Genomic DNA, 23,978 nt, shown 5'->3' with positions numbered 1-23,978 from the left:
GCGACCGCTAGCGGTTGCCCCACATCTTCGACACCGCGGCATCTGAGCCCAACGTCCCGACGACCAACGACACGCCACCAATACCGGAGAAAACCAGCACGGGAATCAAGGCGCCTGCCTTACCGGTGTAAACGAGCATAGCCGCTGACACCGTCGCCAGAACGAGGAACAGGACGCCCACCACATTCAGCACGGTGCGGTGCGAATCTTTGTAGCTGGGCCCAACCTTTCCGGATTCCAATGGTTTGAGAATAAACGAAAAGAGCTGGCGTAGACGCTGTTTCATGAAGCCGTTTCCTAGAGTGTGTTGGGCCATCATACAAAAAAAGCGCCGTGCTTTCGCAGGGCGCTTTCCTTACTTGCCGTAATCGACTCAGCTCAGCTTCGGACCGGCTTCGACGATCGAATCTGCCACGTCGAACTTCTTGAAGTTCTCGACGAACTGGGCGATCAGTTCCTGGGCCTTGCCATCGTAGTAGTCCGGGCTTACCCAGGTGTTGCGCGGGTTCAGCAGCTCGGTGTCCACGCCCGGAACATGCTTGGGCACGTCCAGGTTCAGGGTCGGCAGGTGTTCGGTTTCCACGTCGTCCAGGTCGCCATTCTGGATTGAGGCGATGATGGCACGGGTGGTCGGAATGCTGAATCGCTGGCCTTCACCGTAAGGACCGCCGGTCCAGCCGGTGTTGACCAGGAAGACCTTGCTGCCAAACTCGTCCATCCGCTTCATCAGAAGCTCGGCATAAACGCCGGCCGGACGGGGGAAGAAGGGCGCACCGAAGCAGGTGGAGAAGGTGGATTTCAGTTTCGAGGAAGAACCCATCTCGGTGGAGCCAACCAGTGCGGTGTAGCCACTCAGGAAGTGGTAAGCGGCGCCTTCGCGGCTCAGGATGGACACGGGCGGCAGAACGCCGGTCATGTCACAGGTCAGGAACACGATGTGCGAAGGCTCACCGGCGCGGTTCTCGATAACACGCTTTTCAACGTGCTCGAGCGGGTAGGCGCAGCGGGAGTTTTCTGTGAGGGAAACATCGGTGTAATCCGGCTCACGGGTCTCAGGGTCAATCGTCACGTTTTCAACGATGGCACCAAAGCGGATGGCGTCCCAGATGATCGGTTCGTTTTTCCTGGACAGGTCGATGCACTTGGCGTAGCAGCCGCCTTCGATATTGAATACGGTGCCGGGGCCCCAGCCGTGTTCGTCGTCACCGATCAGGAAGCGGTGCGGATCGGCAGAGAGGGTGGTCTTGCCGGTGCCGGAAAGGCCGAAAAACAGACAGGTCTCGCCGTCTTCGCCGACGTTGGCGGAGCAGTGCATGGGCAGCACGTCTTTTTCCGGCAGCAGGAAGTTCTGCACGGAGAACATGGCTTTTTTCATTTCGCCGGCGTAGTGCATGCCAGCCAGCAGAACCTTGCGCTTGGCAAAGTTGATCATCACGCAGCCGTTACTGTTGGTGCCATCGCGCTCAGGATCGCACTCGAAGTTGGCGGCGTTCAGGATCTGCCATTCCTGCTTGTCGGCCGGGTTGTAGCTGTCCGGGCGGATAAACAGATTGCGACCGAACAGGTTCTGCCAGGCGGTCTCGGTGGTCATTTTGACCGGCAGATAGTGTTCCGGGTCGGAACCAACATGAACGTGAGACACGAACTGGTCTTTTTCGGCGATGTAGGCTTCAACACGATCCCAGAGGGCGTCGAATTTTTCAGCGTCGAAAGGACGGTTGATCGGACCCCAGTGGATATCGTCCGAGGTACTCGGCTCCTCGACAATATAACGGTCCTTGGGAGACCGGCCTGTGCGGTCGCCGGTTTTTACGACCAGGGAACCGTTGGCTGCCAGCTGGCCTTCTTCACGCGCCAGTGCAACCTCAACCAGTCGTGCTGTACTCAGATCATTATAAGTGTTGCTCACTTCGACCTCGCCCTCGGGATGTCTTAGTGATTGCTCAGGCCGCCCCCCAAAATTGACGGAAATCTGAGCAATCGGGTCAATTCAGGCGCGCTATTATGCCAGAGACGCCGGTAAAAAACGACTGCCCGGGAAGCCTTGCTATCAGCGGGTTCCCGGCTAATCAAACGTGTTTCTAGTGTAGCGTATGGCCGGTGAAAAGATGATCAATATCATTTCTATCGAAGCGATAGTGAGCGTGACAGAACTGGCAGTCCATTTCGATAGTGCCCTGTTCCTCAAGAATGCTGTAACACTCCTCGCGGCCAATGGCTTCCAGGGCACCGAGGGTGCGCTCCCGGGAACAGCTGCACTGGAAGGCGACCGGTTCGGCGTCAAACAGGCGTACAGTCTCCTCGTGGAAGAGGCGGTGAAGCAGCGTTTCGCTATCCAGCTCCAGCAATTCGGAGGCTTCCACGGTTCGGGCCAGATGGTTTACCCGGTCCCAGAGGTCTTCATCCTCCTCTGTAGCTCCCGGCAAGCGCTGGAGCATCAGGCCGGCAGCGCCGTTCTCGTCGGCAAACAAGAACAGGCTGGTGGGAATCTGCTCCGAGCGATCAAAGTATTCCTCAAGGCAGCCGGAGAGTGTCTCCTGATCCCGGGGTACAACGCCCTGATAGCGGTTGCCGCGGTTGGGCGTGATGGTGATGGCCATTCGACCCTCGCCGAGCAGATCGTGGAAGCTGTCCTCGCTGACCGCATGTTCGTCAAAGCGGGCCAGGCCGCGGATGTGTCTGTCGTGGCTGCACTCGGCCATCAAGGTGCGTAGTGGCCCTTCCCCCTGGGCCTGGACCGACAGCGTGCCTTCGAACTTCAGGGTGCTGCTCATCAGGATGCTCGCCACCAGTGCCTCTCCAAGGAGCTCGCGGACGGTGTCCGGGTAGGGCGCCTGGCTGCCGATTTCCTGATAGCTGTCTGCTAGCTGCACCCAGGCTCCCCGCACCTGGCTGTGTTCAAAGATAAAGCGCTGGAACTGGTCGCGGGCTGCCATGTTGTGTCTCCTGAATGCTGAATGCCGGTCGTTGCACGTTTGACTGAGGGCGGGGATGTAAAAAAGGGTTCAGAGGCCGTTCTGTTCGCGAAAGCGCTGAATGTCCCTCCGGTCTTTCTTTGAGGGCCGTCTGGCCGGAGGAAGCTGCGCTGCCTGCATGGTTTTACGCTGCCAGGCCATTTCCTCGCGTTTCTTAACGCTGTCTTCGGTTTCGTGGTAAAGCTTCTGGGCTTCGGGTGCACCACGGCGCCGGTCGCTGATGTCATCAACAATAATGATTTTTTCCTGCCAGCCCAGGCGCAACGTCAGCTTTGCGCCGGCTTCCACCAGCCTGCCGGGTTTGCATCGCTGGCTGTTGTAGTGAACCTTGCCACCCTCGATCGCTTCCTTGGCCAGGGAGCGGGTTTTGTAGAATCGGGCGGCCCAGAGCCATTTATCGAGTCTTACACGTTGGTCGTCAGCGGTTGATGCCGTCATGTCTCCTCACCTGATGGGCTTGTAGGCCAATTATAACCCTGTCATCGGCCGGATGGCAGGGGCGACCGCTGGCGAAGCGCTGGGAGAATTTCATCGAAGTGATGAATGCAGGGTATTTCCGGGTGCTGTTCCCGGGCTTCCTGCTGGCTGTCCGGCGCCAGTACGGCCAGACATTGGGCAATGCCGGCCGCTAGCGCACTTTCCAGCACCGGAAAACTGTCGTCGACCATCAGGGTGCTTTCGGCCTGGTAAGGCGTTACCCGCTGGAGGTCCTGCCAGAACGAGGGATCTTCCTTGGGCTTGCCCAACTGGTGGCTGGAAACAATGGCATCCACCCTTGTATCGAGACCGGTTCGTTTCAGCTTCAGGGCCAGGGGGTCGGGGTGACAGTTGGTGACAATCACCGAGTGAAGCCCGGCTTGTCGGAGGGCATCGAGAAAATCCGTGACGTGGGGGCGGTAACCGATCCGGTCGCCTACTTCTGCTTTCAGCCCCGTGATGTCGAGGGACAACCGCTCGCTCCAGTAATCGGTGCAGTACCAGTTCAGTGAGCCGCGCTCGGCCATGATCATCGGGATCAGGCGGTCTTTCGCTTCCTGGGGGTGGAGGTCGTAGTGCTCGGCGTACCTTGCCGGCAGATGCTCGAGCCAGAAGTGGTTATCGAAATGCAGATCCAGCAATGTCCCGTCCATATCCAGGAACACCGTGTTAAGCGAGGACCAGTCAACCATAGAGAAAAACAGCCTGAAGAATTTGCTTCAGGCTGCCGGAGTTCGATCTTCGGGGCAAGCCGTGATAGTACGGAGGCGTGCCCGATGTAGCCGGATCAGTTGCTGGTCTGGACCGTCTCGGGTTTCTTGCCGGTGCGGGTGCAGCCCAGGCAGCGCACGAAGGTCGCCTTGGCCGGGCCCATCACCAGAACTTCCCCTGCTTCATCGGCGTTGCCGCCCAGCAGGGAGAAGGGCAGGGAGACCAGATAGACAGCGCTGCCCACGATGGTGGTAGCCAGCAAGGCCGGGCGAACAAAAATCGCATCACCGGTCATTGCCAGTGCCGACGGGGTTTCGTCCACGGCCTGGGCATGCCCGAGGGATGAGAATGCCAACAGGCAGGCCGCCACAGTGGCTACCAGGGTGCGAGAAATCTTGCGGGTCATCTTACTGTCTCCTGAGCTTTAGTGGCCCTGAAAGGGTGCTGCTTTAAAGAAAAGCAAACCCGGATCGCATCAATTGGATACCATCCTATTGTAAACCGTGGGCGTTAATCCTCTGTTAACTATGAATCATATTTGCGCATTTTCAAACGATTTTTCGTTGCAGAATGTGCGATCTGGTAAGCATTCAGCGCTGGCAGCGGGGACAGTAAACCGTTGAGCGGTTGTTCATCCGTATTTCCTTCAGTGGTGCCCCGCATTCCTTGCAGGGCAGGCCGCCCCGGCCGTACACCAGCAGGGACTGGGCAAAATAGCCGGGCTTACCATCGCTGTTCACGAAGTCCCGAAGGGTGGTTCCGCCCATCAGAATGGCGGCGCTGAGCGTTTCCCGTATGGCTTCGGCCAGCCGGTGATAGCGGTCGAGGCTGATTCTCCCGGCCCTGCGGCGGGGATGAATCCCTGATTTGAACAGCGCTTCATTGGCGTAGATGTTACCGGCACCCACGACCACCTGATTGTCCATGATGAACGATTTCACCGGTGTTTTTTTTCCGCGAGAGAGCCGGAACAGGTGCGCGCCATCGAATTCCGGGGCCAGGGGCTCCGGCCCCAGGTGGGTGATCAGCGGGTGTTCTTCGGCGGAATCAGCCCACAGCCAGCAGCCGAAACGGCGTGGGTCGTTGAATCGAAGAATGACTCCGGACTGCAATACCACGTCGATATGATCATGGGTCAGGGGAGGGGTATTGTCGGTGATGATGCGCAGGCTGCCAGACATGCCAAGGTGAACAATCACTGTGCCCCGGTCCATGTTCAGGAACAAATACTTGGCCCGGCGGTCTACGCTCTTGATAATCTGACCTTCCAGCCGCTCTCCCAGATCAGCCGGAACAGGCCAGCGCAGACTGCCGTTGCGGACTGTCACTCGGGTAATTGTCTCGCCTTCGCAGTGGGGTGCAATACCCCGTCGGGTCGTTTCTACTTCGGGCAGTTCAGGCACGGGCGGGAATCTCCGGTGGAAAACGGCTAAGTGTAATAAGTAACAATTTTGCATCCAAATGCTGTTGTTGTGGCTTACAGCTGTACGCTAAAGTGTGAAGGTTGGCCTCGCGCCAAAGATATTGATTTTGAGGATTTGCTATGTGGTTTAATGGTCTTCTTGACCTGTCGGTGATGCAGCTCATTCTGGTCACCCTCGGAATGACACACGTCACGATTGTCAGTGTAACGCTCTACCTGCATCGCCATTCGGCGCATAACTCGCTGGATCTGCATCCGGCCCTGAAACACTTCTTCCGGTTCTGGCTCTGGTTAACCACTGCGCAGAATACCAAGGAATGGACCGCCATCCATCGTAAACACCACGCCAAGTGTGAAACCGAGGAAGATCCCCACAGCCCGGTAGTGTTGGGTATTCGCAAGGTCCTTTTCCAGGGCGCCGAACTCTATGCGGAATCGGCGACGCCCGAAACGCTCGAACGCTATGGCCAGCGGACACCGGAAGACTGGGTGGAGCGCAATGTTTACAGCCGCTACAAGATGCTCGGCATCGCGTTGATGGCGGTGATCAACCTTGCCCTGTTTGGCGTTCACGGTATCTGGATCTGGGCGGTGCAGATGATGTGGATTCCGGTCTGGGCTGCCGGTGTGGTCAACGGTATCGGCCACTGGATGGGTTACCGGAACTACGAATGCGCTGATAACGCCCGCAATATTTCGCCTATTGGTTTTCTGATTGGCGGCGAAGAGTTGCACAACAATCACCACACCTATCCGAATTCCTCCAAGCTGTCCCGCCGCTGGTTCGAAGTGGATGTCGGTTGGGGTTACATTCGCCTGTTCCAGTTGTTCGGACTGGCCAAGCCCAAGGGCTATCGACCGATTGCCCACCATGTACCGGGTAAACTGGAGGTCGATGTGGAAACGGTTCAGGCCATCGCCAACAATCGGTTCGATATCATGCGCCAGTACCGTAAACGTGTCATGGAGCCGGTGCTGCGCCAGCAGAAGTCTCTGATGGATGATGAGATCCGTCCCCGTTACCGGAAGCTCAAGCAATTGCTCTCCCGAGAGATCACGCTGATTCAGCCGAAGGAGAAGGAAACCCTCGAGTCTGTGCTGGAGCGCAACGCGGTACTTCGCCAGATCTATGAGAAGAGCCACGAGCTGCAGGCGCTCTGGCGTCAGCGTGGGCTCAAACCCCAGGACAAGCTGAACGCGCTGATGGAGTGGTGCCGTGAGGCGGAAGCCAGCGGCATTCGCTATCTGGAAGAGTTCGCCGAGCACCTCCGGGCCTACTCTCTGCGCCCCTCGGCCTGATGCCGGCCGGGTAGAGAATCGACGTAAACCTGCTTCGGCGGGGAATCCGGGGTCAGATGAAAGCCTTCATCTGACCCCTTTTTCATTCTGGCCCGGAAACGACCCGGAACAGGGAGTAGGTGACCTGTCCTGCACTCTTCTGCCGGTGCAACTGCCAGGATACAGGCACAGAAGGCGTTGGCAGCTCGCTCTCGTGTTCCACGTAAACCCAGCCGCCGGGTTTGATCCACGCCTGTTGTTCCAGCAGCGGAAACAGCTTTTCGAGCCAGCCCTGGCGAAACGGCGGATCCATGAACACGATATCGAATGGCTGCCGGTTTCTCTGGACCAGATAGCTTTCGACGTCCGAACACACCACCTCGCCGTTGTCGGATTTCAACAACCGGAGGTTGTCCCGCAGTGCTCCGGCCAGGGCTGGCGTATGGTCCACGAGTGTGGCCCGTCCGGCACCCCGGGAAAGAGCTTCGAGCCCGAGGGCGCCGGAGCCGGCGAACAAATCGAGGCAGTCACTGCCCGCAAGGTGGAAGGCAAGCCAGTTGAACAGGGTTTCCCGGGTGCGCGCGGGGGTGGGTCGAACGCCACCGGCGTCCGGAAAGCGCAGTTTCCGGCTGCGCCAGTCGCCGCCAATGATTCGCAGCTCACCGGTGCCGCTGCTTTTGCCAGCCGAAGCCGCCTCGCGACCAGCTGGGGATCTCGTCTGGTGAGACCTGCTTGCGGATTGTCTGCGCGCCATAGCCGCCGCTCCAGGGAAATATTTGGTTCAGGATATGTGTCTGCATCTTACCGGAAACGTTTACGGTCGCGATAATCGGGGCGACCCTCACTTCACCGGGACAGTCTGCTAGAATATCGGCTTTCTTCGTCCCGCCCATTCAGACTGATGGATTGATTTTTATGACGGCAGAGTGGATTTCAATCGGCCTCCTGGCCCTTCTTGTGCTCGTATTTGTCCTGGATATCGCCGGCAACCGCAGCCGGGCGCCACACCCCAAGCCGGTGCCGCAGCGCAAGCCCGAGGTCGCCAAAGGGCCGGCACCAGAGCCGGAAGAGGGCGAGAGCGAAGCGCCTGCCGCCGCAGAGCCACAACCAGAGCCGGTAGCTGAACCGGAACCGATCCCAGAGCCCGAGCCGCAGAAAGCACCGGAACCGGAGCCTCAAGTCAGCGTTTTCGAGCGAATCAAAAAGGGGTTGGGCAAAACCCGGGCGAGCCTGACCGGTGGCTTGTCCGACATGTTCTCGCTTGGCAAGAAAATTGACGAGGAACTGCTGGAGGAAATCGAGACCACGCTGCTGATGGCAGACGTTGGTGTAACCGCCACTTCTGAAATCATCGATTCTCTCACCGACAAGCTTGAGCGCAATCAGCTCAAAGACGGTGAGGCCCTGCGCAAGGCCTTGAGGGATGAACTGCATGGTCTGCTGAAGGATGTCACCAAGCCACTGCAGATCGACTCCGGCAAGACGCCTTATGTCATTCTCATGGTGGGCGTAAATGGGGTGGGCAAGACCACCACCATTGGCAAGCTCACCAAGAAATTCCAGAACGAAGGAAAGTCGGTCATGCTGGCCGCCGGCGATACCTTCCGTGCTGCTGCGGTCGAGCAGCTGCAGGTCTGGGGTGAGCGCAACAAGGTTCCGGTGGTGGCGCAACACACCGGCGCTGACAGTGCCTCGGTGATATTCGATGCCATCCAGTCAGCCAAGTCCCGTGGTGTTGATGTGGTGATTGCCGATACCGCCGGTCGCCTGCAGAACAAGGACAACCTGATGCAGGAGCTGGAAAAGGTGGTCCGGGTTATGAAGAAGCTGGACGAATCCGCACCCCACGAGGTCATGCTGGTGCTGGATGCAGGCACCGGCCAGAACGCCCTGAGCCAGGCGCAGGTGTTCCAGCAGGCCGTGGGCGTCAGTGGCATTACGTTAACGAAACTGGACGGCACAGCCAAAGGCGGTATTGTGTTTGCCATTGCCCGTCAGTTGCAGTTGCCTATCCGGTATATCGGTGTTGGTGAACAGGTGGACGACCTGCGCAGCTTCGATGCCGAAACCTTTGTGGACGCCCTGTTTGACGAATAGCCCGGAATCCAGCCGCGCGGAAGCCTCCCATGATTGAGTTTCGCCAGGTCACCAAGCGTTACGACAGTGATCACACCGCCCTGCGGCAGGTCAATTTTGGCCTGGAGCGGGGCGAGCTGGCGTTCCTGACCGGCCATTCCGGCGCTGGTAAAAGTACCCTGCTGAAGCTGATTATGGTCATGGAGCGCCCCAGTGCCGGCGAGGTGGTGGTAGGCGGGCAGGTTCTGAACCGCTTGCCGCGCCGTCAGATCCCCTACATTCGCCGCCATATCGGCGTGGTTTTCCAGAATCACCAGCTGCTGTTCGACCGCACCGTTTTCGACAACGTCGCCATGCCTCTGGAAGTCATGGGTGCGTCCCCCAGAGACACGGGCCGGCGTGTGCGGGCGGCCCTGGACAAGGTAGGGTTGCTGCAAAAGGAAAAAATGAACCCGATGCAGCTTTCCGGCGGGGAACAGCAGCGCGTCGGTATTGCCAGGGCGGTGGTAAACAAACCCCCGGTGCTGCTGGCGGATGAGCCGACAGGTAACCTGGATCCGGCCCTGTCCTCGGACATCATGAACCTGTTCGGACAGTTCAGCCAGGTGGGCGTTACTGTGTTGATCGCAACCCACGACATCGCCCTGATCAACGAGATGGGGCGGCGAACGCTGAAGCTGGACCATGGCCGTTTGGTGACCGGCGGCACCTCGGTTATTGGCGGAGGTGCCAGTGGCCGCTGATCCGCGCAAAAAGTCACAACCGGCACGGGGTGCCAACAAGGCCCGCTCGCCCTGGCGTGAGCAGGCTGAAAGCTATTTCACCCATCATCGGAAGGTTGCCGAGGATAGCGCCCGCCGTCTCTGGCGTAACCCGGTGGCCAGCCTGATGACCTGGACCGTAATGGGTGTTGCCCTGGCCCTGCCGGTGGCGCTGCTGTTGCTGCTGACCAGCCTTCAGGGGGTTAGCGCGGGTTGGGAGAGCAGTGCGCGGGTGACTGCCTACATCGAGCTGGATGTACCGCTCGAGCGCGCAAGGGTGCTGGGCAACGACATTGCTGGCGATGGCCGGGTCTCTGGCGTCGAGTTGGTTGATCGGGATCAGGCCCTGGCGGAGTTTCGGGCCTCATCGGGCCTGGAAGATGCCCTGGACTACCTCGAAGATAATCCGCTACCACATACCCTGCTGATTACACCGGAGGAGGGCGCCCGCTCTACCGAGGGTGTTGAGGGGCTCGTGCGGTTCATCGAGGGGATGGAAGGCGTAGAGCGGGTTCAGGTGGATCTGGGCTGGTTGCAGCGCCTGAATGCCATGACCGATCTGCTGGCCCGCGCCGTCTGGGCATTGGCGATCCTGCTGGCTGCCGCTGTTGTGCTGGTGATCGGAAATACAGTGCGTCTCTCGATCGAGAGCCGCCGTGACGAAATTCTGGTTGCAAAACTGGTGGGCGGAACAGACAGTTTTGTTCGCAGGCCTTTTCTGTACACCGGCGCCTGGTTCGGGCTCGGTGGTGGTGTTGTGGCGCTAATTCTATTGCAACTGTCTTTGTGGTGGCTCAGCGGGCCCATAGAGCGGCTGGCGGGACTGTACCGGAGTGATTTTTCGCTCGACGGCTTGCAGTTTGATGGTGCGCTGGCGTTGATAATTGTTGCGATGCTGCTAGGCTGGCTGGGCGCCTGGGTCGCGGTTAAGCGTCACCTGGATGACATGGAGCCGGGTGATATTGCCGGAGGTGGGTGATCCGGATAGCGGTAAAACCGTATTGAAGAAACAGCTTCTATTGGCGTAGGTTGAGAGTCAATAAAGCCACAGTGAGATTTCCAGCTAGTTGATTTGAAACGTTTTACTGGAGATTTCGGGAACTTTCAGGGTTCTTGGCGGTCTAAATAGTAACTGATATATTTATGGGCCGTTGGGTTCGGAGGTTAGAGCATGGGTACGAGTTTACAACTGGTTGACAGACTGGTTCCGGGTCAGAATCTCGAGTCTTACATTCAGGCTGCGAGTCGCATTCCGGTTCTCACCGTGGATGAGGAGCGGGACCTGGCTGAACGGTTACACTATGAGGGCGATGTGGAAGCCGCCCGTCATCTGGTTATGTCTCACCTTCGCTTCGTAATTCACATCGCCCGGAGCTATTCGGGCTATGGCCTGGCTCAGGCGGACCTGATCCAGGAAGGCAACGTTGGCTTGATGAAAGCGGTCAAACGCTTCAACCCGGAATACGGCGTGCGGCTGGTTTCTTTTGCGGTTCACTGGATCAAGGCAGAGATTCACGAATTTATCCTGCGCAACTGGCGGATCGTGAAAGTGGCCACCACCAAGGCCCAGCGCAAGCTGTTCTTTAACCTGCGCAGCCAGAAGAAAAAGCTTGCCTGGCTCAGCCATGATGAGCTGAACGCTGTGGCCGAAGATCTGGGCGTTGAGCCCAAGGTTGTCCGGGAGATGGAAGGCCGGCTGGCGTCTCAGGATACCGCCTTTGACGGTCCTCAGGACGACGATGACGACAACGCCTACCAGGCGCCGGCGTATTATCTGGAAGACGCTCGCAGCAACCCGGCGACCCAGCTTGAAAACGCGGATTGGTCGGACGATTCCAATGGCCGGCTGATGCAGGCTCTGGGGCAACTGGATGAGCGCAGCCAGGATATTCTCCGGGAGCGCTGGTTGTCTGAAAGCAAGTCGACGCTGCACGAGCTGGCCGACAGGTACGGCGTTTCGGCCGAGCGTATACGGCAGCTAGAGAAAAATGCGATGAAGAAGATTCGCATGCAGATGTCCGAGGTGGCCTGAGTGATTGGCTAGCCACTGAGTACCTGAGTTGTAAAAAAACGCCACCACCGGTTCCGGTTGGTGGCGTTTTTGTTTGTATAATCGGAAACTTTACCTTGGGGGCAGAAGCGATTGGGTGGGCCTTTCCAAAACACGCTGTGAATACGTCCTTGTACGCTCGGCTCCGCCATCCATGGCTCCGCACGGTTTTGGAAAGGCCCACCCAATCCCTTCTCGAACCTTTGTGCAAAGGCCTGAAAAATGACTGATAAACTCCCTCATATCGCATTTCTTGGCATCGGCCTGATGGGCGCGCCCATGACCCGTAACCTCCTGAACGCGGGCTTTCCGATGACCCTTTGGAACAGAACGGCCAGCAAGTGCGAGCCCTTTGCTTCTGAAGCAACCATTGCCAAATCCCCGGCGGAGGCGGTTGCCAATGCCGAGGTGGTGATCACCATGCTGGAGAACAGCGATGTGGTGGAGCAGGTGCTGGTCGCCCAGGGCGCGATTGATGCCCTGACGCCGGGCGCGCTGGTGATCGATATGAGTTCAATTCAACCTTCCGTGGCCCGGCGCCATGGCGAGTTGGTTGCAGAGCAGGGCGCTGGGTATGTGGATGCGCCGGTGTCCGGGGGTACTGTGGGCGCGGCTGAAGCCCGCCTGAGTATCATGGCGGGTGGTTCGGAAGCGGATGTGGATCGCGTCCGGCCGGTATTCGAGGCGCTCGGCAAGTGCACGCGGATTGGTCCTGTTGGCGCCGGGCAACTGGCGAAGCTGGCCAATCAGGCTATTGTTGGTATCACCATTGGTGCTGTATCAGAAGCTTTGTTGCTCGCGGCGAAGGGCGGGGCGGATCCTGCGGCTGTGCGGGAAGCGTTGCTGGGCGGGTTTGCCGGTAGCCGGATTCTGGAGCTGCACGGCCAGCGGATGATTGACCGGGATTTTGCACCCGGCGCGCCGGCGCGGATTCAGCTCAAGGACATGCGGATGATTCTGGATGAGGCCCGTGCGGAAGGGTTGACCCTGCCCCTGGCTCAGCAGACGCATAACGAATATCTGTCGCTGGTGGCCAATGGCCACAGTGATGTCGACCACAGTGGCCTGTTGCTGGAGCTGGAGCACCTGAACGGTGCCCTGCTGGGCTCCCTTGGCCGCGGCCCGAAGGAGTAAACACGCCATGCCCCGTTTTGCTGCCAATCTGTCCATGCTGTTCACGGAAGTGGACTTTCCCGAGCGCTTTGCCATGGCCCGGGCCGCGGGTTTTGAGGGTGTGGAATACCTGTTCCCCTATGCCTACCCCAAAGAGCGACTCGGCCAGATGCTTAGCGACAATCAGCTGACTCAGGTGCTGTTCAATCTGCCGCCCGGTAACTGGGACGCCGGTGAACGGGGCATCGCCTGCCTGCCGGACCGGGTTGAGGAGTTCCAGGCCGGCGTGGATCAGGCGATAGACTATGCCAAAGCCCTTGGCTGCCGGCAGCTGAACTGCCTTGCGGGGCTGAAGCCGGCGAACGTTTCCGATGACATTGCCTGGCAGACGCTGGTGAGTAATGTCGCCTGGGCAGCGGGCAGGCTGGCCGACGAGGGCATTACCCTGTGCCTGGAAGCCATTAACTCGCGCGTGGATATGCCGGGCTTCGTACTGGATACCTCCGGCAAGGTGCTCGCTCTGATCGAGGAAATCGACGCCGACAACGTGCGCCTGCAGTATGACCTTTACCATATGCAAATCATGGAAGGGGATCTGGTGCGCTCCATGGAGTGTCTTTTGCCCTGGATCGGCCACATTCAGTTTGCGGACAACCCGGGGCGACATGAACCCGGCACGGGGGAGATTAACTTTTCGAATGTTTTTGCGGCCATCGATGCCATGGGATATGACGGCTGGGTAAGCGCGGAATACCGGCCTACCGGTGCAACCGGTGACAGTCTGGGCTGGTTTCCGGGGAAAGCCTGACCGTCGCCATTGGCGACACCCTCTTACAAGATCGTAACTGGCCGGGTTGCCAACTTCTTCGTACCCTTGTCGTTACTGTAATCCGCTATCGGGAGGAGAGCCGGTGAAAGCGCTGGTAATCGAAGACGATCAGGACGTTGCAAATTATCTTGTCAAAGGGCTGAAGGAATCCGACTTCGTGGTCGACCATGCAGCCGATGGCAAGGAAGGCATGATGATGGCGGCCAGCGAGGATTACGACATCATGATTGTAGATCGCATGCTGCCGGGAATGGACGGTCTGTCCATTATCAAAACGGTACGTGCGACCGGAAACCAGGTGCCGGTTCTGATTCTCAGCGCCCTGGGTGATGTGGACGACCGCGTGGAAGGTTTGCGTGGTGGCGGCGATGATTACCTCACCAAGCCGTTTTCATTCACCGAATTGTTGGCCCGTATCGAGTCTCTGGTGCGCAGAAATCGGCAGTCGGCGGAAACCGAAACCGTACTGCGGGTCGCCGATCTCGAAATGGATCTGCTCGCACGCACGGTAAAGCGGGCCGGCCAGAATATCGATGTCCAGCCCCGGGAGTTCCGTCTGCTGGAGTACCTGATGCGTAATGCCGGCCAGGTGGTCACCCGGACCATGTTGCTGGAGAAAGTCTGGGATTACCATTTCGATCCCCAGACCAACGTTATCGACGTGCACATCAGTCGGCTGCGAGCCAAGATCGATAAGGAATTCGATACACCCTTACTGCAGACCATCCGGGGTGCAGGGTACATGTTACGTGAAACTGCTTAGCCAGCTCAGGACCTCGTCCTTCCAGCTAGCCCTGCTGTACATGGTGGTGTTTGCCACCTCGGTATTTCTGTTACTGGCCTTTATCTACTGGCGTACGGCGGGCTTCATGACCGCCCAGACCGACGAAACCATTGAAGCGGAAATCGCCGGTTTGGCGGAGCAGTATCGTGGCCGTGGGGTAAACGGCCTCATCACCATCATTCGCGAGCGCGTTGCCCGCGACCCGAACGCCAAGTCCATTTATCTGCTAACCACCGACGACTTCCTGAAGCTGGCGGGCAACATCGAGACCTGGCCGGAAGGCAGCCGTTCTGAGAGTGGCTGGATCAATTTCACCCTGAACGAATCCGTCGGCTGGACCGGGGTTGAGCGCCTGGCCCGTGCGCGGATTTTTGAGGTTCAGGGTGGTTTACGCCTGCTGGTCGGGCGGGATGTCGACGAACTCACCAACCTCAAGCGGGTGATTGAAACGGCCATCAACTGGGGGATGGGTATTACCCTTGCCCTTGCGCTGCTTGGTGGCTTCCTGATGAGCCGCAGCACGACCCGGCGTATCGAGGTTATCAACAACACTTCCCGGCGGATCATGAACGGCCATCTGTCCCTGCGGATTCCAACCCGGGGCACCGACGATGATTTCGACCAGCTGGCGGAAAACCTGAACCAGATGCTGGACCGGATTGTGTATCTGATGGAGGGCATCCGACACGTTTCCGACAGTATTGCCCACGATTTGCGCACGCCCCTGACCCGACTCCGCAACCAGCTTGAAAATACCCTGATGTCGGTGGATAACGACGAGGCGAGGGAGCAGGCCGGGCGCGCCGTGGCGGAGGCCGATCAGCTGTTGGCCACCTTCAACGCGTTGTTGCGCATCGCCCGGTTGGAAACCCGGGGTAATACCGCCGACATGAAACCGGTGCCGCTGGATGAGCTGGTCACCGATGCCTGTGAGCTCTATGAGGCGCTGGCCGAGGACAAGGACCAGTCGTTCGAGCAGGGCCTGGAAAGCGGAGTGATGATCGAGGGCGACCGCGACCTTCTGTTCCAGATGGTCAGCAACCTGATTGATAACGCCATCAAATACACGCCCGAGCATGGCGTGATCGGCGTTTCCGTTCGACGCGAGGGTGCTGAGGCGGTCTTTGAAGTTCGGGACAGTGGCATCGGTATACCCGATGCCGAGAAGGACCAGGTTTTCCAGCGTTTCTACCGGGTTGGCAAGAGTCGTTCGCTACCGGGTAACGGTCTTGGGCTTAGCCTGGTGAGCGCTGTTGCAGAAATACATCAGGGCCGGATTGTTCTGAGCGATACCCAGCCCGGCGAGGAGCCGCCAGGGCTGACCGTAGCGGTGAAGATCCCCGCCTTTACCGAAGCCCGCAAACGCATTCGCGCGGCCCAAGCGGAGCAGCCGACGGATTCAGCGGCCGGGGAAACCCGAACCGCCTCTTGATCCGCCGGCGTAAATACTTACTGACTGGCGCGGAAACGGTTGATGCGTGAAATCACGGGGCCAATCAGCGCGTCTCTGCGGGACTCGATCTCGTGGGTAATCTTTTCCACCTGGGAGCGACGACGGTTTACCCGCACCTGAATGCTGTCCCACTCACCTTCCAGATGCTTCTGCTCGGCCGCGAGAAAAGCCGCAATGTTGTGCCGATTGACCTTGCCAGTAATTCCGTACTGGTCAAGCCGGTAACCAATAACATCCACGCCATTGAGTGCCAGGTTCAGCAGCTTCTGAGTATTCATGTTGTTTTCTCCGAGAATGGAAACGTTCAAAAAGACTATAAGCGCTACGCTATGCTCCGAACCTAGAGTCTGCAACCTAATTCCCGGGGCCAGCGTTCGGAGTTTCCCTGACTAAAAGGTAATTCCTCGGCCACGCCGGTGTAATCCATGCTGTGCATAATTGAAACTGTAGCTTTGGAAGCCTGCAGATTTGTTGCTTGCTTCTCCCTCCAGCACAGCGCTAGCCTTACCCCGTTTTTACGGGGTTTTTTTATGCCCTTCCAATTTCTGATTCCCAACTGGCAGAGGACGTTGCGAGACCAATGACCCAGGTTCCCGGTAATGGCGGCCCACGCCCCAGATACATCACTCCGGAAGGCGAGCGGGCCTTGCGTGATGAACTGCAGTATCTCTGGAAGGTAAAGCGCCCGGAAGTGACTCAGGCCGTGCGGGAAGCTGCCGCTCTTGGTGATCGATCCGAGAACGCCGAGTACATTTACGGCAAGAAGCAGCTGCGGGAAATCGACCGCCGGGTGCGCTTTCTGGGCAAACGCCTGGAAGAGCTGACCGTTGTGGACCGATTACCGGATGACCGGGACAAGGTGTTTTTTGGTGCCTGGGTAACGGTGGAAGACGAAGATGGCGACGAACAGACCTATCGCCTGGTCGGCGCGGACGAGTTTGATTTGAACAAAGGCTATCTCAGCATCAACTCACCGCTCGCCCGGGCCCTTATCGGTAAACGCCTGGACGACGAAGTGAGCGTTCGCACTCCGGAAGGTTGGAAGTCGGTCTTTGTAGTAGGAATTCGCTACGAGGCGCCATCCGACGACAAGTGAATGATGTCACAAAATTGGCGAGTGCCCGGGCAGGTTATGTGATTAGTCGATAAACTGATCAAAATTTGTCACAACTGGTCGCAGACAGGATCGTCTGCCGGGGTAAATGCCATGGGTATGCGTGGAGAAGCGGGGAACGTTCAGAGCAGGGTGATCACGGTGCTTGTCTTGGCTGGGGCATTTTCTGCCGGTGCGGCCTTTGCGCAGAGCGACGCGCAGGACAGTGCTTTCCAGTACGAAGAGCGCTCAACCATCCACACCATCCAGCTGAATTCCATGGAGGAAGAGACGCTGGCCAATACCGTTATCGAGGGTGGCCTGGCGGCACCGGCTGCGGGTGTGCCGCTCAAACCCCGGGTTGAAGACGATTTCTACCTGGATCCCCTCGGCCTTCGACCGGGAGATAGCCGCACGGATCTTGGCCGATCACAGATTCCGGTGGAGTTCCGGTTCAGCAATCCGAAATCCGTTCCCGGGCAGACCCACAGCAACAATTACGTGATCCGCCCACCCGAGAATCGCACCTACGACGCGCTTAACATCAATATGAATGAGCGTTGAGACAGGCTATCAGGCTGCGGCGCAGCCGTTGTCTCCGGCGGGCGTCTTACCCAGAACATCTTCATAGAAAAATGCCAGGGCCTGGTTGGCCTGATTGAATCGCGCCCGGGATACCCGCATGCGATCGTTCAGGTACTCCAGAAACAGCTGGCGATCTTCATTGGCCAGCGCATCCGGATCTTTCAGATCGCTAAACAGCACGAATCGAGTGATCCAGTGAAGGTAGGTTTGCTCTGAGCGTTGATTGAGCTTGTGCTTGTGAATGGCGTCCTTGACCCGTGCCACCAAGCCTGGCTGGGACTGTTCCAGCGCTTCCGTGATGTCCATAAATAACTCTTCCTGGTGAATTGGTATTGTTATTTTGCGCGCATCTTATGACAGGAGATTTACGAGCGCAAAGCATAATTCAGGAAGATTGACTCTGGTCATTTTTCGACCAGAGTCTGGGCTGGAACGCCAGTTATTTCAGGGCTTCAAGCTTGTCGATGTACTTCTGCATGGCCTCATCGCCGGACATGCCCTTGGCCTTTTCCCAGGCATCAAACTTGGCGCGGCCGACAAAATCCATCATGCCCGGGCGCTTGCCGGATACATCGCCCTCGGTGGCCTGCTTGTAGAGCGCGTAGAATTCCAGCTTCATCTCATTGGACGGTTTGAAATCGCCCTCGGCGGTCTGGATGTAATTCACGGCTTCGTCGAAGCGGGTTTTCAGGTCACTCATGCTGATCTCCTTATGGTTTCGTATTGATCCTGCTCGTTGGGCGAGTATAGCCACAGCCACCAATGCCGTCATTGACTGAATCTCCGTATGAGTGATGACAAACTGGAGATCCCGCGTATTCTGGCAAAAGCTTGCCCGGCCGCACATTCGCGAAGAAAGCTGGCCAGTTTTTGCTTGAGAATGGCAAGTGATCTGTGTAGAGTTTTGAACGTTGCGCGCCAGGAGGGCGCGTACAAGGGATTGAACAATTGCAAATGATTTGCACAGGGAGCAAGCGCATGTCTTCAAAAGACGGTTCCGTCGCGCCTAAAGAGCGCATCAATATCAAGTACGTCCCCGCCACCGGAGATCAGCAGGCAGAAACCGAGTTGCCGCTGAAGATGTTCGTGGTTGGCGATTTCAAGGGACACGCAGAAGAAACCCCCATCGAAGATCGCAAGGCCATTTCCGTCGACAAGAACAACTTCCGTTCGGTCATGAAGGAAGCCGGCCTGACCCTTTCCACCACCGTGACCAACAAGCTGGATGAGGACGCCGACGAACTGCCGGTAAACCTGGAATTCCAGACCCTTGATGATTTCTCCCCCGACAGCGTTGCCCGTCAGGTTCCGGAGCTGAACAAGCTGATTGAACTGCGGGAAGCCCTGGTGGCCCTGAAAGGCCCATTGGGTAACGTACCGTCGTTCCGTTCCAAGCTTCAGGAACTGCTGGACAACGACGACGCCCGGGACAAGCTGCTGGCCGAACTGGAATTGGCCACAGACAGCAACGAGTAAGCGAGCGCGCGCTCATAACTTCCGATTGAATTCAAAACGTACTGAAGGGATGTGGTATGTCTGATACTGCTGTGCAGCAATCTGCTGCCTCCGAATCCGTTGCAGAAGGGTCCTTGCTGGACCAGGTCATGGCCAACAGCCGTATGGCACCGGCGGATGAGGGTTACGATGTCGCTCGCAAGGGTGTGGCAACGTTCATCGCCAACCTGTTGAAAAGCGATGAAAAAGGTCAGCCGGTCAATAAGGCCCTGGTAGACCAGATGGTGGTTGAGCTGGATCGAAAGATCAGCGCCCAGATGGATGAAATCCTGCACGCGCCCAAGCTGCAGGAGCTGGAGTCCTCCTGGCGCGGCCTGAAGCTCATGGTCGATCGCACCGACTTCCGCGAGAACATCAAGGTGGATATCCTCCACGCCACCAAGACCGAGCTGCTGGAAGACTTCGAGTTCGCGCCGGACGTTACCCAGACCGGCTTCTATAAGCACATCTATTCCACGGAATATGGCCAGTTCGGGGGCGAACCGGTCGGCGCGGTTGTTGGCAATTACGCCTTTACCCCGTCCACACCCGACATGAAGTTGCTGCAGTACGTATCGTCTGTCGGAGCGGTGGCCCATGCCCCGTTCCTGTCTTCGGTGGCGCCGTCGTTCTTTGGCGTCGACAGCTACCAGGAACTGCCCGCCATCAAGGAACTGAAGGCCGTTTTCGAAGGCCCGAAATACGCCAAATGGCGCTCCTTGCGTGAATCCGAAGACGCCCGCTACTTGGGCCTCACGTCACCGCGCTTCTTACTGCGGGTACCTTACGATCCCACCGAAAACCCGGTGCGCAGCTTCAACTACAAGGAAGACGTGTCCGGCGACCACGAGCATTACCTGTGGGGCAACACGGCGTACCTGCTGGCCACCCGCCTGACAGAAAGCTTCGCCAAGTACCGCTGGTGCCCGAACATCATCGGACCGCAGAGCGGTGGCGCGGTGGAAGACCTGCCGGTGCATCTGTTCGAATCCTTCGGCCAGCTGGAAGCCAAGATCCCTACCGAAGTGCTGATCACCGATCGTCGCGAATACGAAATGGCAGACGAAGGTTTCATTGCCCTGACCATGCGCAAGGGCAGCGATAACGCGGCCTTCTTCTCCGCCAACTCGGTGCAGAAACCCAAGCAGTTCCCTAACACCAAGGAAGGCAAGGAAGCGGAAACCAACTACAAGCTGGGTACCCAGCTCCCTTACATGATGATCGTGAACCGCTTGGCCCACTACATCAAGGTGCTGCAGCGGGAACAGATCGGCTCATGGAAGGAGCGCCAGGATCTGGAGCGTGAGTTGAACACCTGGATTCGCCAGTACGTGGCCGACCAGGAAAACCCGCCCGCGGAAGTCCGCAGCCGTCGACCCCTGCGCGCGGCAAAGGTCACCGTCTCTGACGTGGAAGGCGATCCGGGCTGGTACCAGGTGTCCCTGGCGGTTCGGCCCCACTTCAAGTACATGGGTGCCAACTTCGAACTGTCACTGGTTGGGCGGCTGGACAAGGATTAATCCGTGTACCAGCACCCGGCCAGCGACGGATCGCAGGCCAGCAGCGGCAGCCTGTTCGAGAGACTCGAACAGGCTGCTGAACCGGCCGGCCAGAGTATGGGGGACGTCACCTACGTTGTTGAATCCATCAAGCGTCACCTCGTTCGGCTGCTGAACGCCCATCCGGGCAACAGTGCCAGCGTGCCGGATCTGGGCCTGCTCGATTTCAACGACGCTACGCTCGGTACCCACGATCTGAGCGTTCAGATCCGCGGGGCGATCCGACAGTGCATTGAGAAGTTCGAGCCGAGAGTGAAGCGGGTGGATGTCGTTAATCTGCCCCAGGGCCCGGATCCGCTGCAATTGCGGTTTCAGGTGACGGTATACCTGAATGTCGGCCCAAATGACGACAAAACAACCATAGATTTAGTATTGGATGACAAACGTTACTACCAGGTGGTGTAACGAAACGGATCAGCAAACACCAAGGATGGCGAGAGACGGTGGGGATGCTTTTCTGCAGGGAAAAAAATGTCTGAGCGCAGCGAGTTGTTTTTTCCCGGAAGAAAAGTATACCGACCATCTCATACTCCCAAGGATGCGGTAGTTGTATGAAGTTAAATCGGTTCTACAGGGACGAGTTGAGTTTTCTCAGACTGCAGGGCCGGGAATTCGCGGATGCCCATCCGCAGTTGACCCGGTTTCTGTCGGAGCAGAGCACCGATCCGGATGTTGAACGGCTACTGGAGGGCTTTGCCTTCCTGACCGGAAAGCTCCGGGAAAAGGTCGAGGACGAGTTTCCGGAGATTACCCACTCGCTGCTGAACATGTTGTGGCCGAATTACCTGCGGCCGGTACCCAGTTGCACGATCATGCGCTTTGATCCGCAGTTGCATGCCATCAGCGAACGCCAGCGGGTAGACCGCCACACCGAGATCAAGAGCCGGCCTCTGGGCGATGCCAATCGCCAGACCCAGTGCCGGTTCCGCACCTGCCGGGCGGTGGACGTATTTCCCGTGAGCGTTGCCGCGGCCCATGCGGAGCACTCACGGGAAGTGTCTTCGGTGACCGTGGACCTGGCGCTGCACACCGATCAGCCCCTGTCGTCACTGGGTATGGACAGCCTGCGCTTTTACCTGGGAGGCGAGAGTCATATCGCCGAAACCCTGTTTTTCTGGCTGAACCACTATCTGGAACGCATTGATCTGGTGGTGGGCGACGCTGTATACCGCCTGCCTGCCTCGCTGTTGCAACCGGTGGGTTTTGGCAACGAAGAGGCTCTGCTGCCGTACCCAAAGAACGCCTACCCCGGCTACCGCATTTTGCAGGAATACCTCAGCTTCCCTGAGGCCTTCCGTTTCGTGGACATCCATGGCCTGGCCCGCCGGTTGCCGGCGGTGCAGGCGGACGAAATCAGCCTGCGTTTTCAATTCAGCCGGATATTGCCGCCGGATGCGAAAGTGCGGGAGGACAATTTCCAACTCTACTGCACCCCGGCGGTGAACCTGTTTACCCACGAAGGCGAGCCGGTGGATCTGAACGGCCGCCAGACCGAATACCGGATTTCGCCTTCCAGCCGCTCCCCGGACCACTACGAGGTGTTCAGCATTGAGCAGGTCGAAGGCTGGCTGGAGGGACGGTCCGGACGCGGTGAGCCCCGGATCTACACGGCCTTTGAGAGCTTCCAGCATGAGGTGGAACGGGACCGAGGGCGCACCGCCCTGTACTACCGGGTCCGGGCCCGGGAAAGCGTGCGCGGGGACGGCTTTGATCACTACATGTCGTTTGTCCGGGGTGACGAGTCGGAGTGCCTGAGCCGGCAGGAAGCGGTTTCCCTGACCCTCACCTGCACCAACCGCCAGCTGCCCAGCCAGCTGGCGGTTGGCGAAATCTGCATGGCGACCGAGAGCACGCCGGCGTTTGCCACCTTCAGTAACATTACCCGGCCCACCGCGACCCTGCGGCCAACCCTGGATGGCAGCCTGTTGTGGACGCTGATCTCGAATCTGTCCCTCAATTACCTGTCCATGCTGGATGTGGATGCCTTGCGCACGGTACTTCGAGTCTATGATTTCCGGGCTCTGGTGGACCGCCAGGCGGAGCGGGTGTCCCAGAAGCGTCTGGCCGGTATTACCGGTATCGAGACAGCACCGGTTGACCGGATGGTCAAGGGCCTGCCGGTGCGGGGTATCCGCTCGGTGCTGAAACTGGACCAGCAGGCTTTTGCCTCAGAGGGTGATCTTTACCTGTTCGGCACGGTTCTCAGCCAGTTCTTTGCCCTTTACGCCAGTATCAACGCGTTTCACCAACTGGAAGTGGTGAACACCGATAATCAGGAACGGTACACATGGACGTTACAGCAAGGTCAGCAGCCGCTGATGTAGCCGAGCTGCAACCTGTTCTGGGCAATGCGCGGCGATACAGTTTTTTCCAGTTGGTGGATCTGATTCATCGGCACCATGGGGATGATCTGGAGCGAAACAGCGACGATCAACCCCGCCAGGAAAGGATCCGGTTTTCCGCCTCCGCGGGGCTGGGGTTTCCCGGCAGCGATGTGGTTTCGGCGCTGTCGCCAGAGCACGAACATGCTCCGTACCAGATAGAAGTCAGCTTTCTGGGGTTGCACGGCTCACAGTCGCCGTTGCCGGGCTATTACCTGGAGGATCTGGCCTGGGAAGCGGGGCAGAATCTGGGCATCCGCCGACATTTTCTTGATTTTTTCAATCATCGCCTGGTCACGCTGTTCCACCGGGCGTGGCGCAAGTATCGCTACTACGTTCGGTTTCAGCCCGGTGCCTCGGACGGCTTTTCAGAACTGATCTTTGCCCTGATAGGACTCGGCGACAGCCGGCTGCGGCAGGCGACACCGGTTAACTGGTCCAAGATGCTGGCCTATTCCGGGCTGATGGCCGGTCGCAGCCGGTCGCCGGAGGTGGTGAGCGGCATCGTTGCCCATTGCTTCGATCTGGACGATGTCAGTATTGAGCAGTGGGTTCTGCGCAAGGTGGCCATCGCCGATGACCAACAGACCCGACTGGGCCAGGCCAACGCCTGTCTGGGCAGCGACACATTGGTGGGATCGGCCATTCGGGATCGCAGTGGCAAATTCGTGCTCCGTTTGCGAAATCTCAGCCGGCAGCGCTTTGCAGATTTCCTGCCTAATGGCGAGGATCACCAGCGCCTGGTCAAACTGGTGGAGTTCGCTACACGGGAGCAACTGGCCTACGACCTGGAGCTTCAAATGCGTCCGAAAGACATCCGCCCCATGGAGTTGGGGGAGGATGTGCGGCTGGGCTGGAACTCCTTTGTGACCCCGGACAAGGCCCGGCGCCGGCCTGCGGTCCGGATTCAGATTCGCCGGTAGATCCGGCAGGGAA

Annotated in this window: 27 protein-coding genes; 16 read left to right on the top strand and 11 right to left on the bottom strand. The window is 58.4% G+C overall.

The genetic code is table 11. The features are described from left to right. Positions 1-7: 7 nt before the first annotated feature. The 7 genes from J3362_RS11335 to mutM form a co-directional block, all read right to left on the bottom strand. Positions 8-286, bottom strand: coding sequence for a hypothetical protein (locus tag J3362_RS11335; protein ID WP_349519806.1), 279 nt, complete (start codon positions 284-286; stop codon positions 8-10). Between the two features lie 87 nt (positions 287-373). Next, a complete protein-coding gene (locus J3362_RS11330; protein WP_349519804.1) occupies positions 374-1,909 on the bottom strand; it encodes a phosphoenolpyruvate carboxykinase in 1,536 nt (511 codons plus the stop codon). A 172-nt stretch (positions 1,910-2,081) separates the two neighbouring features. Beyond that, complete coding sequence (gene hslO / locus J3362_RS11325) at positions 2,082-2,936, bottom strand: Hsp33 family molecular chaperone HslO (RefSeq protein ID WP_349519803.1); 855 nt, start codon at positions 2,934-2,936, stop codon at positions 2,082-2,084. A 69-nt stretch (positions 2,937-3,005) separates the two neighbouring features. Further along, positions 3,006-3,413 carry a ribosome-associated heat shock protein Hsp15 gene (gene hslR, locus J3362_RS11320; RefSeq protein ID WP_008175667.1) on the bottom strand — a complete coding sequence of 136 codons (408 nt, stop codon included), beginning with the start codon at positions 3,411-3,413 and terminating at the stop codon, positions 3,006-3,008. Between the two features lie 41 nt (positions 3,414-3,454). Next, positions 3,455-4,144 carry a GMP/IMP nucleotidase gene (gene yrfG / locus J3362_RS11315; RefSeq protein WP_008175670.1) on the bottom strand — a complete coding sequence of 230 codons (690 nt, stop codon included), beginning with the start codon at positions 4,142-4,144 and terminating at the stop codon, positions 3,455-3,457. Positions 4,145-4,239: 95 nt separating this feature from the next. Next, on the bottom strand, positions 4,240-4,569 hold the full coding sequence (locus J3362_RS11310) for a hypothetical protein (protein ID WP_008175672.1): 330 nt from the start codon (positions 4,567-4,569) through the stop codon (positions 4,240-4,242). Between the two features lie 184 nt (positions 4,570-4,753). Beyond that, positions 4,754-5,566: a bifunctional DNA-formamidopyrimidine glycosylase/DNA-(apurinic or apyrimidinic site) lyase gene (gene mutM / locus J3362_RS11305; protein WP_349519800.1), complete on the bottom strand. Its 813-nt coding sequence runs from the start codon at positions 5,564-5,566 to the stop codon at positions 4,754-4,756. Positions 5,567-5,706: 140 nt separating this feature from the next. Here mutM and J3362_RS11300 point away from each other — a divergent pair, with 140 nt between their 5' ends. Next, on the top strand, positions 5,707-6,885 hold the full coding sequence (locus J3362_RS11300; RefSeq protein ID WP_349519798.1) for a DesA family fatty acid desaturase: 1,179 nt from the start codon (positions 5,707-5,709) through the stop codon (positions 6,883-6,885). Between the two features lie 82 nt (positions 6,886-6,967). Here the strand turns inward: J3362_RS11300 and rsmD are convergent, their stop codons facing one another. Then, positions 6,968-7,618 carry a 16S rRNA (guanine(966)-N(2))-methyltransferase RsmD gene (gene rsmD, locus J3362_RS11295; RefSeq protein WP_349519796.1) on the bottom strand — a complete coding sequence of 217 codons (651 nt, stop codon included), beginning with the start codon at positions 7,616-7,618 and terminating at the stop codon, positions 6,968-6,970. 161 nt (positions 7,619-7,779) lie between these two features. On the opposite strand from rsmD, the gene ftsY reads away from it, so the two are divergent. From ftsY to J3362_RS11255, 8 genes are all read left to right on the top strand, one after another. After that, entirely contained in the window at positions 7,780-8,961 is a 1,182-nt protein-coding gene (gene ftsY, locus J3362_RS11290) for a signal recognition particle-docking protein FtsY (RefSeq protein ID WP_349519794.1), read from the top strand. 29 nt (positions 8,962-8,990) lie between these two features. Further along, on the top strand, positions 8,991-9,683 hold the full coding sequence (gene ftsE, locus J3362_RS11285; protein ID WP_349519793.1) for a cell division ATP-binding protein FtsE: 693 nt from the start codon (positions 8,991-8,993) through the stop codon (positions 9,681-9,683). Further along, positions 9,673-10,680, top strand: a complete 1,008-nt coding sequence (gene ftsX / locus J3362_RS11280) for a permease-like cell division protein FtsX (protein ID WP_349519791.1) — start codon at positions 9,673-9,675, stop codon at positions 10,678-10,680. The genes ftsE and ftsX overlap by 11 nt, the downstream gene beginning before the upstream one ends. Before the next feature lie 192 nt (positions 10,681-10,872). Continuing rightward, positions 10,873-11,733 (top strand): RNA polymerase sigma factor RpoH, encoded by an 861-nt coding sequence (gene rpoH, locus J3362_RS11275; protein WP_349519790.1) that lies wholly within the window; start codon positions 10,873-10,875, stop codon positions 11,731-11,733. Between the two features lie 240 nt (positions 11,734-11,973). Beyond that, positions 11,974-12,885 (top strand): NAD(P)-dependent oxidoreductase, encoded by a 912-nt coding sequence (locus tag J3362_RS11270; RefSeq protein ID WP_349519789.1) that lies wholly within the window; start codon positions 11,974-11,976, stop codon positions 12,883-12,885. Between the two features lie 7 nt (positions 12,886-12,892). Next, positions 12,893-13,672, top strand: coding sequence for a hydroxypyruvate isomerase (hyi, locus tag J3362_RS11265; protein ID WP_008175692.1), 780 nt, complete (start codon positions 12,893-12,895; stop codon positions 13,670-13,672). Between the two features lie 103 nt (positions 13,673-13,775). Then, the gene (locus J3362_RS11260) at positions 13,776-14,456 is read left to right on the top strand and encodes a winged helix-turn-helix domain-containing protein (protein ID WP_008175694.1); all 681 of its coding nucleotides are present in this window, start codon (positions 13,776-13,778) and stop codon (positions 14,454-14,456) included. Next, the gene (locus tag J3362_RS11255; RefSeq protein ID WP_349519787.1) at positions 14,443-15,909 is read left to right on the top strand and encodes a HAMP domain-containing sensor histidine kinase; all 1,467 of its coding nucleotides are present in this window, start codon (positions 14,443-14,445) and stop codon (positions 15,907-15,909) included. The genes J3362_RS11260 and J3362_RS11255 overlap by 14 nt, the downstream gene beginning before the upstream one ends. A 17-nt stretch (positions 15,910-15,926) precedes the next feature. Here the strand turns inward: J3362_RS11255 and J3362_RS11250 are convergent, their stop codons facing one another. Further along, positions 15,927-16,208: a hypothetical protein gene (locus tag J3362_RS11250; RefSeq protein WP_349519786.1), complete on the bottom strand. Its 282-nt coding sequence runs from the start codon at positions 16,206-16,208 to the stop codon at positions 15,927-15,929. Positions 16,209-16,510: 302 nt separating this feature from the next. On the opposite strand from J3362_RS11250, the gene greB reads away from it, so the two are divergent. Continuing rightward, complete coding sequence (gene greB / locus J3362_RS11245) at positions 16,511-17,026, top strand: transcription elongation factor GreB (RefSeq protein WP_349519785.1); 516 nt, start codon at positions 16,511-16,513, stop codon at positions 17,024-17,026. Between the two features lie 111 nt (positions 17,027-17,137). Next, a complete protein-coding gene (locus tag J3362_RS11240) occupies positions 17,138-17,587 on the top strand; it encodes a hypothetical protein (protein ID WP_349519783.1) in 450 nt (149 codons plus the stop codon). Positions 17,588-17,596: 9 nt separating this feature from the next. On the opposite strand, the gene J3362_RS11235 is transcribed toward J3362_RS11240, so the two are convergent. Together J3362_RS11235 and J3362_RS11230 are read right to left on the bottom strand one after the other, a co-directional pair. After that, positions 17,597-17,914, bottom strand: a complete 318-nt coding sequence (locus J3362_RS11235) for a site-specific integrase (RefSeq protein ID WP_349519782.1) — start codon at positions 17,912-17,914, stop codon at positions 17,597-17,599. 133 nt (positions 17,915-18,047) lie between these two features. Further along, positions 18,048-18,308 (bottom strand): acyl-CoA-binding protein, encoded by a 261-nt coding sequence (locus J3362_RS11230; protein WP_349519780.1) that lies wholly within the window; start codon positions 18,306-18,308, stop codon positions 18,048-18,050. 278 nt (positions 18,309-18,586) lie between these two features. Here J3362_RS11230 and tssB point away from each other — a divergent pair, with 278 nt between their 5' ends. From tssB to tssG, 5 genes are all read left to right on the top strand, one after another. Then, entirely contained in the window at positions 18,587-19,084 is a 498-nt protein-coding gene (gene tssB / locus J3362_RS11225) for a type VI secretion system contractile sheath small subunit (RefSeq protein WP_349519779.1), read from the top strand. Positions 19,085-19,140: 56 nt separating this feature from the next. Beyond that, positions 19,141-20,622: a type VI secretion system contractile sheath large subunit gene (tssC, locus tag J3362_RS11220; protein WP_349519777.1), complete on the top strand. Its 1,482-nt coding sequence runs from the start codon at positions 19,141-19,143 to the stop codon at positions 20,620-20,622. A gap of 3 nt (positions 20,623-20,625) precedes the next feature. Then, entirely contained in the window at positions 20,626-21,066 is a 441-nt protein-coding gene (gene tssE, locus J3362_RS11215) for a type VI secretion system baseplate subunit TssE (RefSeq protein ID WP_349519775.1), read from the top strand. Positions 21,067-21,212: 146 nt separating this feature from the next. Then, on the top strand, positions 21,213-22,985 hold the full coding sequence (tssF, locus tag J3362_RS11210) for a type VI secretion system baseplate subunit TssF (RefSeq protein ID WP_349519774.1): 1,773 nt from the start codon (positions 21,213-21,215) through the stop codon (positions 22,983-22,985). Continuing rightward, positions 22,949-23,965, top strand: a complete 1,017-nt coding sequence (tssG, locus tag J3362_RS11205) for a type VI secretion system baseplate subunit TssG (RefSeq protein WP_349519773.1) — start codon at positions 22,949-22,951, stop codon at positions 23,963-23,965. Before tssF ends, tssG begins: the two co-directional genes overlap by 37 nt. Positions 23,966-23,978: the final 13 nt, after the last annotated feature.

The sequence above is a fragment of the Marinobacter sp. NFXS11 genome, from assembly GCF_040148675.1.
Classification (GTDB): Bacteria; Pseudomonadota; Gammaproteobacteria; order Pseudomonadales; family Oleiphilaceae; genus Marinobacter.
This window is presented reverse-complemented; position numbering and strand designations above follow the sequence as displayed.

Coding starts and splice junctions, on each gene's coding strand:
- J3362_RS11335 (WP_349519806.1), bottom strand. CDS start 286: ATGAAACAGCGTCTACGCCAGCTCTTTTCGTTTATTCTCAAACCATTG.
- hslO (WP_349519803.1), bottom strand. CDS start 2,936: ATGGCAGCCCGCGACCAGTTCCAGCGCTTTATCTTTGAACACAGCCAG.
- hslR (WP_008175667.1), bottom strand. CDS start 3,413: ATGACGGCATCAACCGCTGACGACCAACGTGTAAGACTCGATAAATGG.
- yrfG (WP_008175670.1), bottom strand. CDS start 4,144: ATGGTTGACTGGTCCTCGCTTAACACGGTGTTCCTGGATATGGACGGG.
- J3362_RS11310 (WP_008175672.1), bottom strand. CDS start 4,569: ATGACCCGCAAGATTTCTCGCACCCTGGTAGCCACTGTGGCGGCCTGC.
- J3362_RS11300 (WP_349519798.1), top strand. CDS start 5,707: ATGTGGTTTAATGGTCTTCTTGACCTGTCGGTGATGCAGCTCATTCTG.
- rsmD (WP_349519796.1), bottom strand. CDS start 7,618: ATGGCGCGCAGACAATCCGCAAGCAGGTCTCACCAGACGAGATCCCCA.
- ftsY (WP_349519794.1), top strand. CDS start 7,780: ATGACGGCAGAGTGGATTTCAATCGGCCTCCTGGCCCTTCTTGTGCTC.
- ftsE (WP_349519793.1), top strand. CDS start 8,991: ATGATTGAGTTTCGCCAGGTCACCAAGCGTTACGACAGTGATCACACC.
- rpoH (WP_349519790.1), top strand. CDS start 10,873: ATGGGTACGAGTTTACAACTGGTTGACAGACTGGTTCCGGGTCAGAAT.
- J3362_RS11270 (WP_349519789.1), top strand. CDS start 11,974: ATGACTGATAAACTCCCTCATATCGCATTTCTTGGCATCGGCCTGATG.
- hyi (WP_008175692.1), top strand. CDS start 12,893: ATGCCCCGTTTTGCTGCCAATCTGTCCATGCTGTTCACGGAAGTGGAC.
- J3362_RS11250 (WP_349519786.1), bottom strand. CDS start 16,208: ATGAATACTCAGAAGCTGCTGAACCTGGCACTCAATGGCGTGGATGTT.
- greB (WP_349519785.1), top strand. CDS start 16,511: ATGACCCAGGTTCCCGGTAATGGCGGCCCACGCCCCAGATACATCACT.
- J3362_RS11240 (WP_349519783.1), top strand. CDS start 17,138: ATGGGTATGCGTGGAGAAGCGGGGAACGTTCAGAGCAGGGTGATCACG.
- J3362_RS11235 (WP_349519782.1), bottom strand. CDS start 17,914: ATGGACATCACGGAAGCGCTGGAACAGTCCCAGCCAGGCTTGGTGGCA.
- J3362_RS11230 (WP_349519780.1), bottom strand. CDS start 18,308: ATGAGTGACCTGAAAACCCGCTTCGACGAAGCCGTGAATTACATCCAG.
- tssB (WP_349519779.1), top strand. CDS start 18,587: ATGTCTTCAAAAGACGGTTCCGTCGCGCCTAAAGAGCGCATCAATATC.
- tssC (WP_349519777.1), top strand. CDS start 19,141: ATGTCTGATACTGCTGTGCAGCAATCTGCTGCCTCCGAATCCGTTGCA.
- tssF (WP_349519774.1), top strand. CDS start 21,213: ATGAAGTTAAATCGGTTCTACAGGGACGAGTTGAGTTTTCTCAGACTG.
- tssG (WP_349519773.1), top strand. CDS start 22,949: ATGGACGTTACAGCAAGGTCAGCAGCCGCTGATGTAGCCGAGCTGCAA.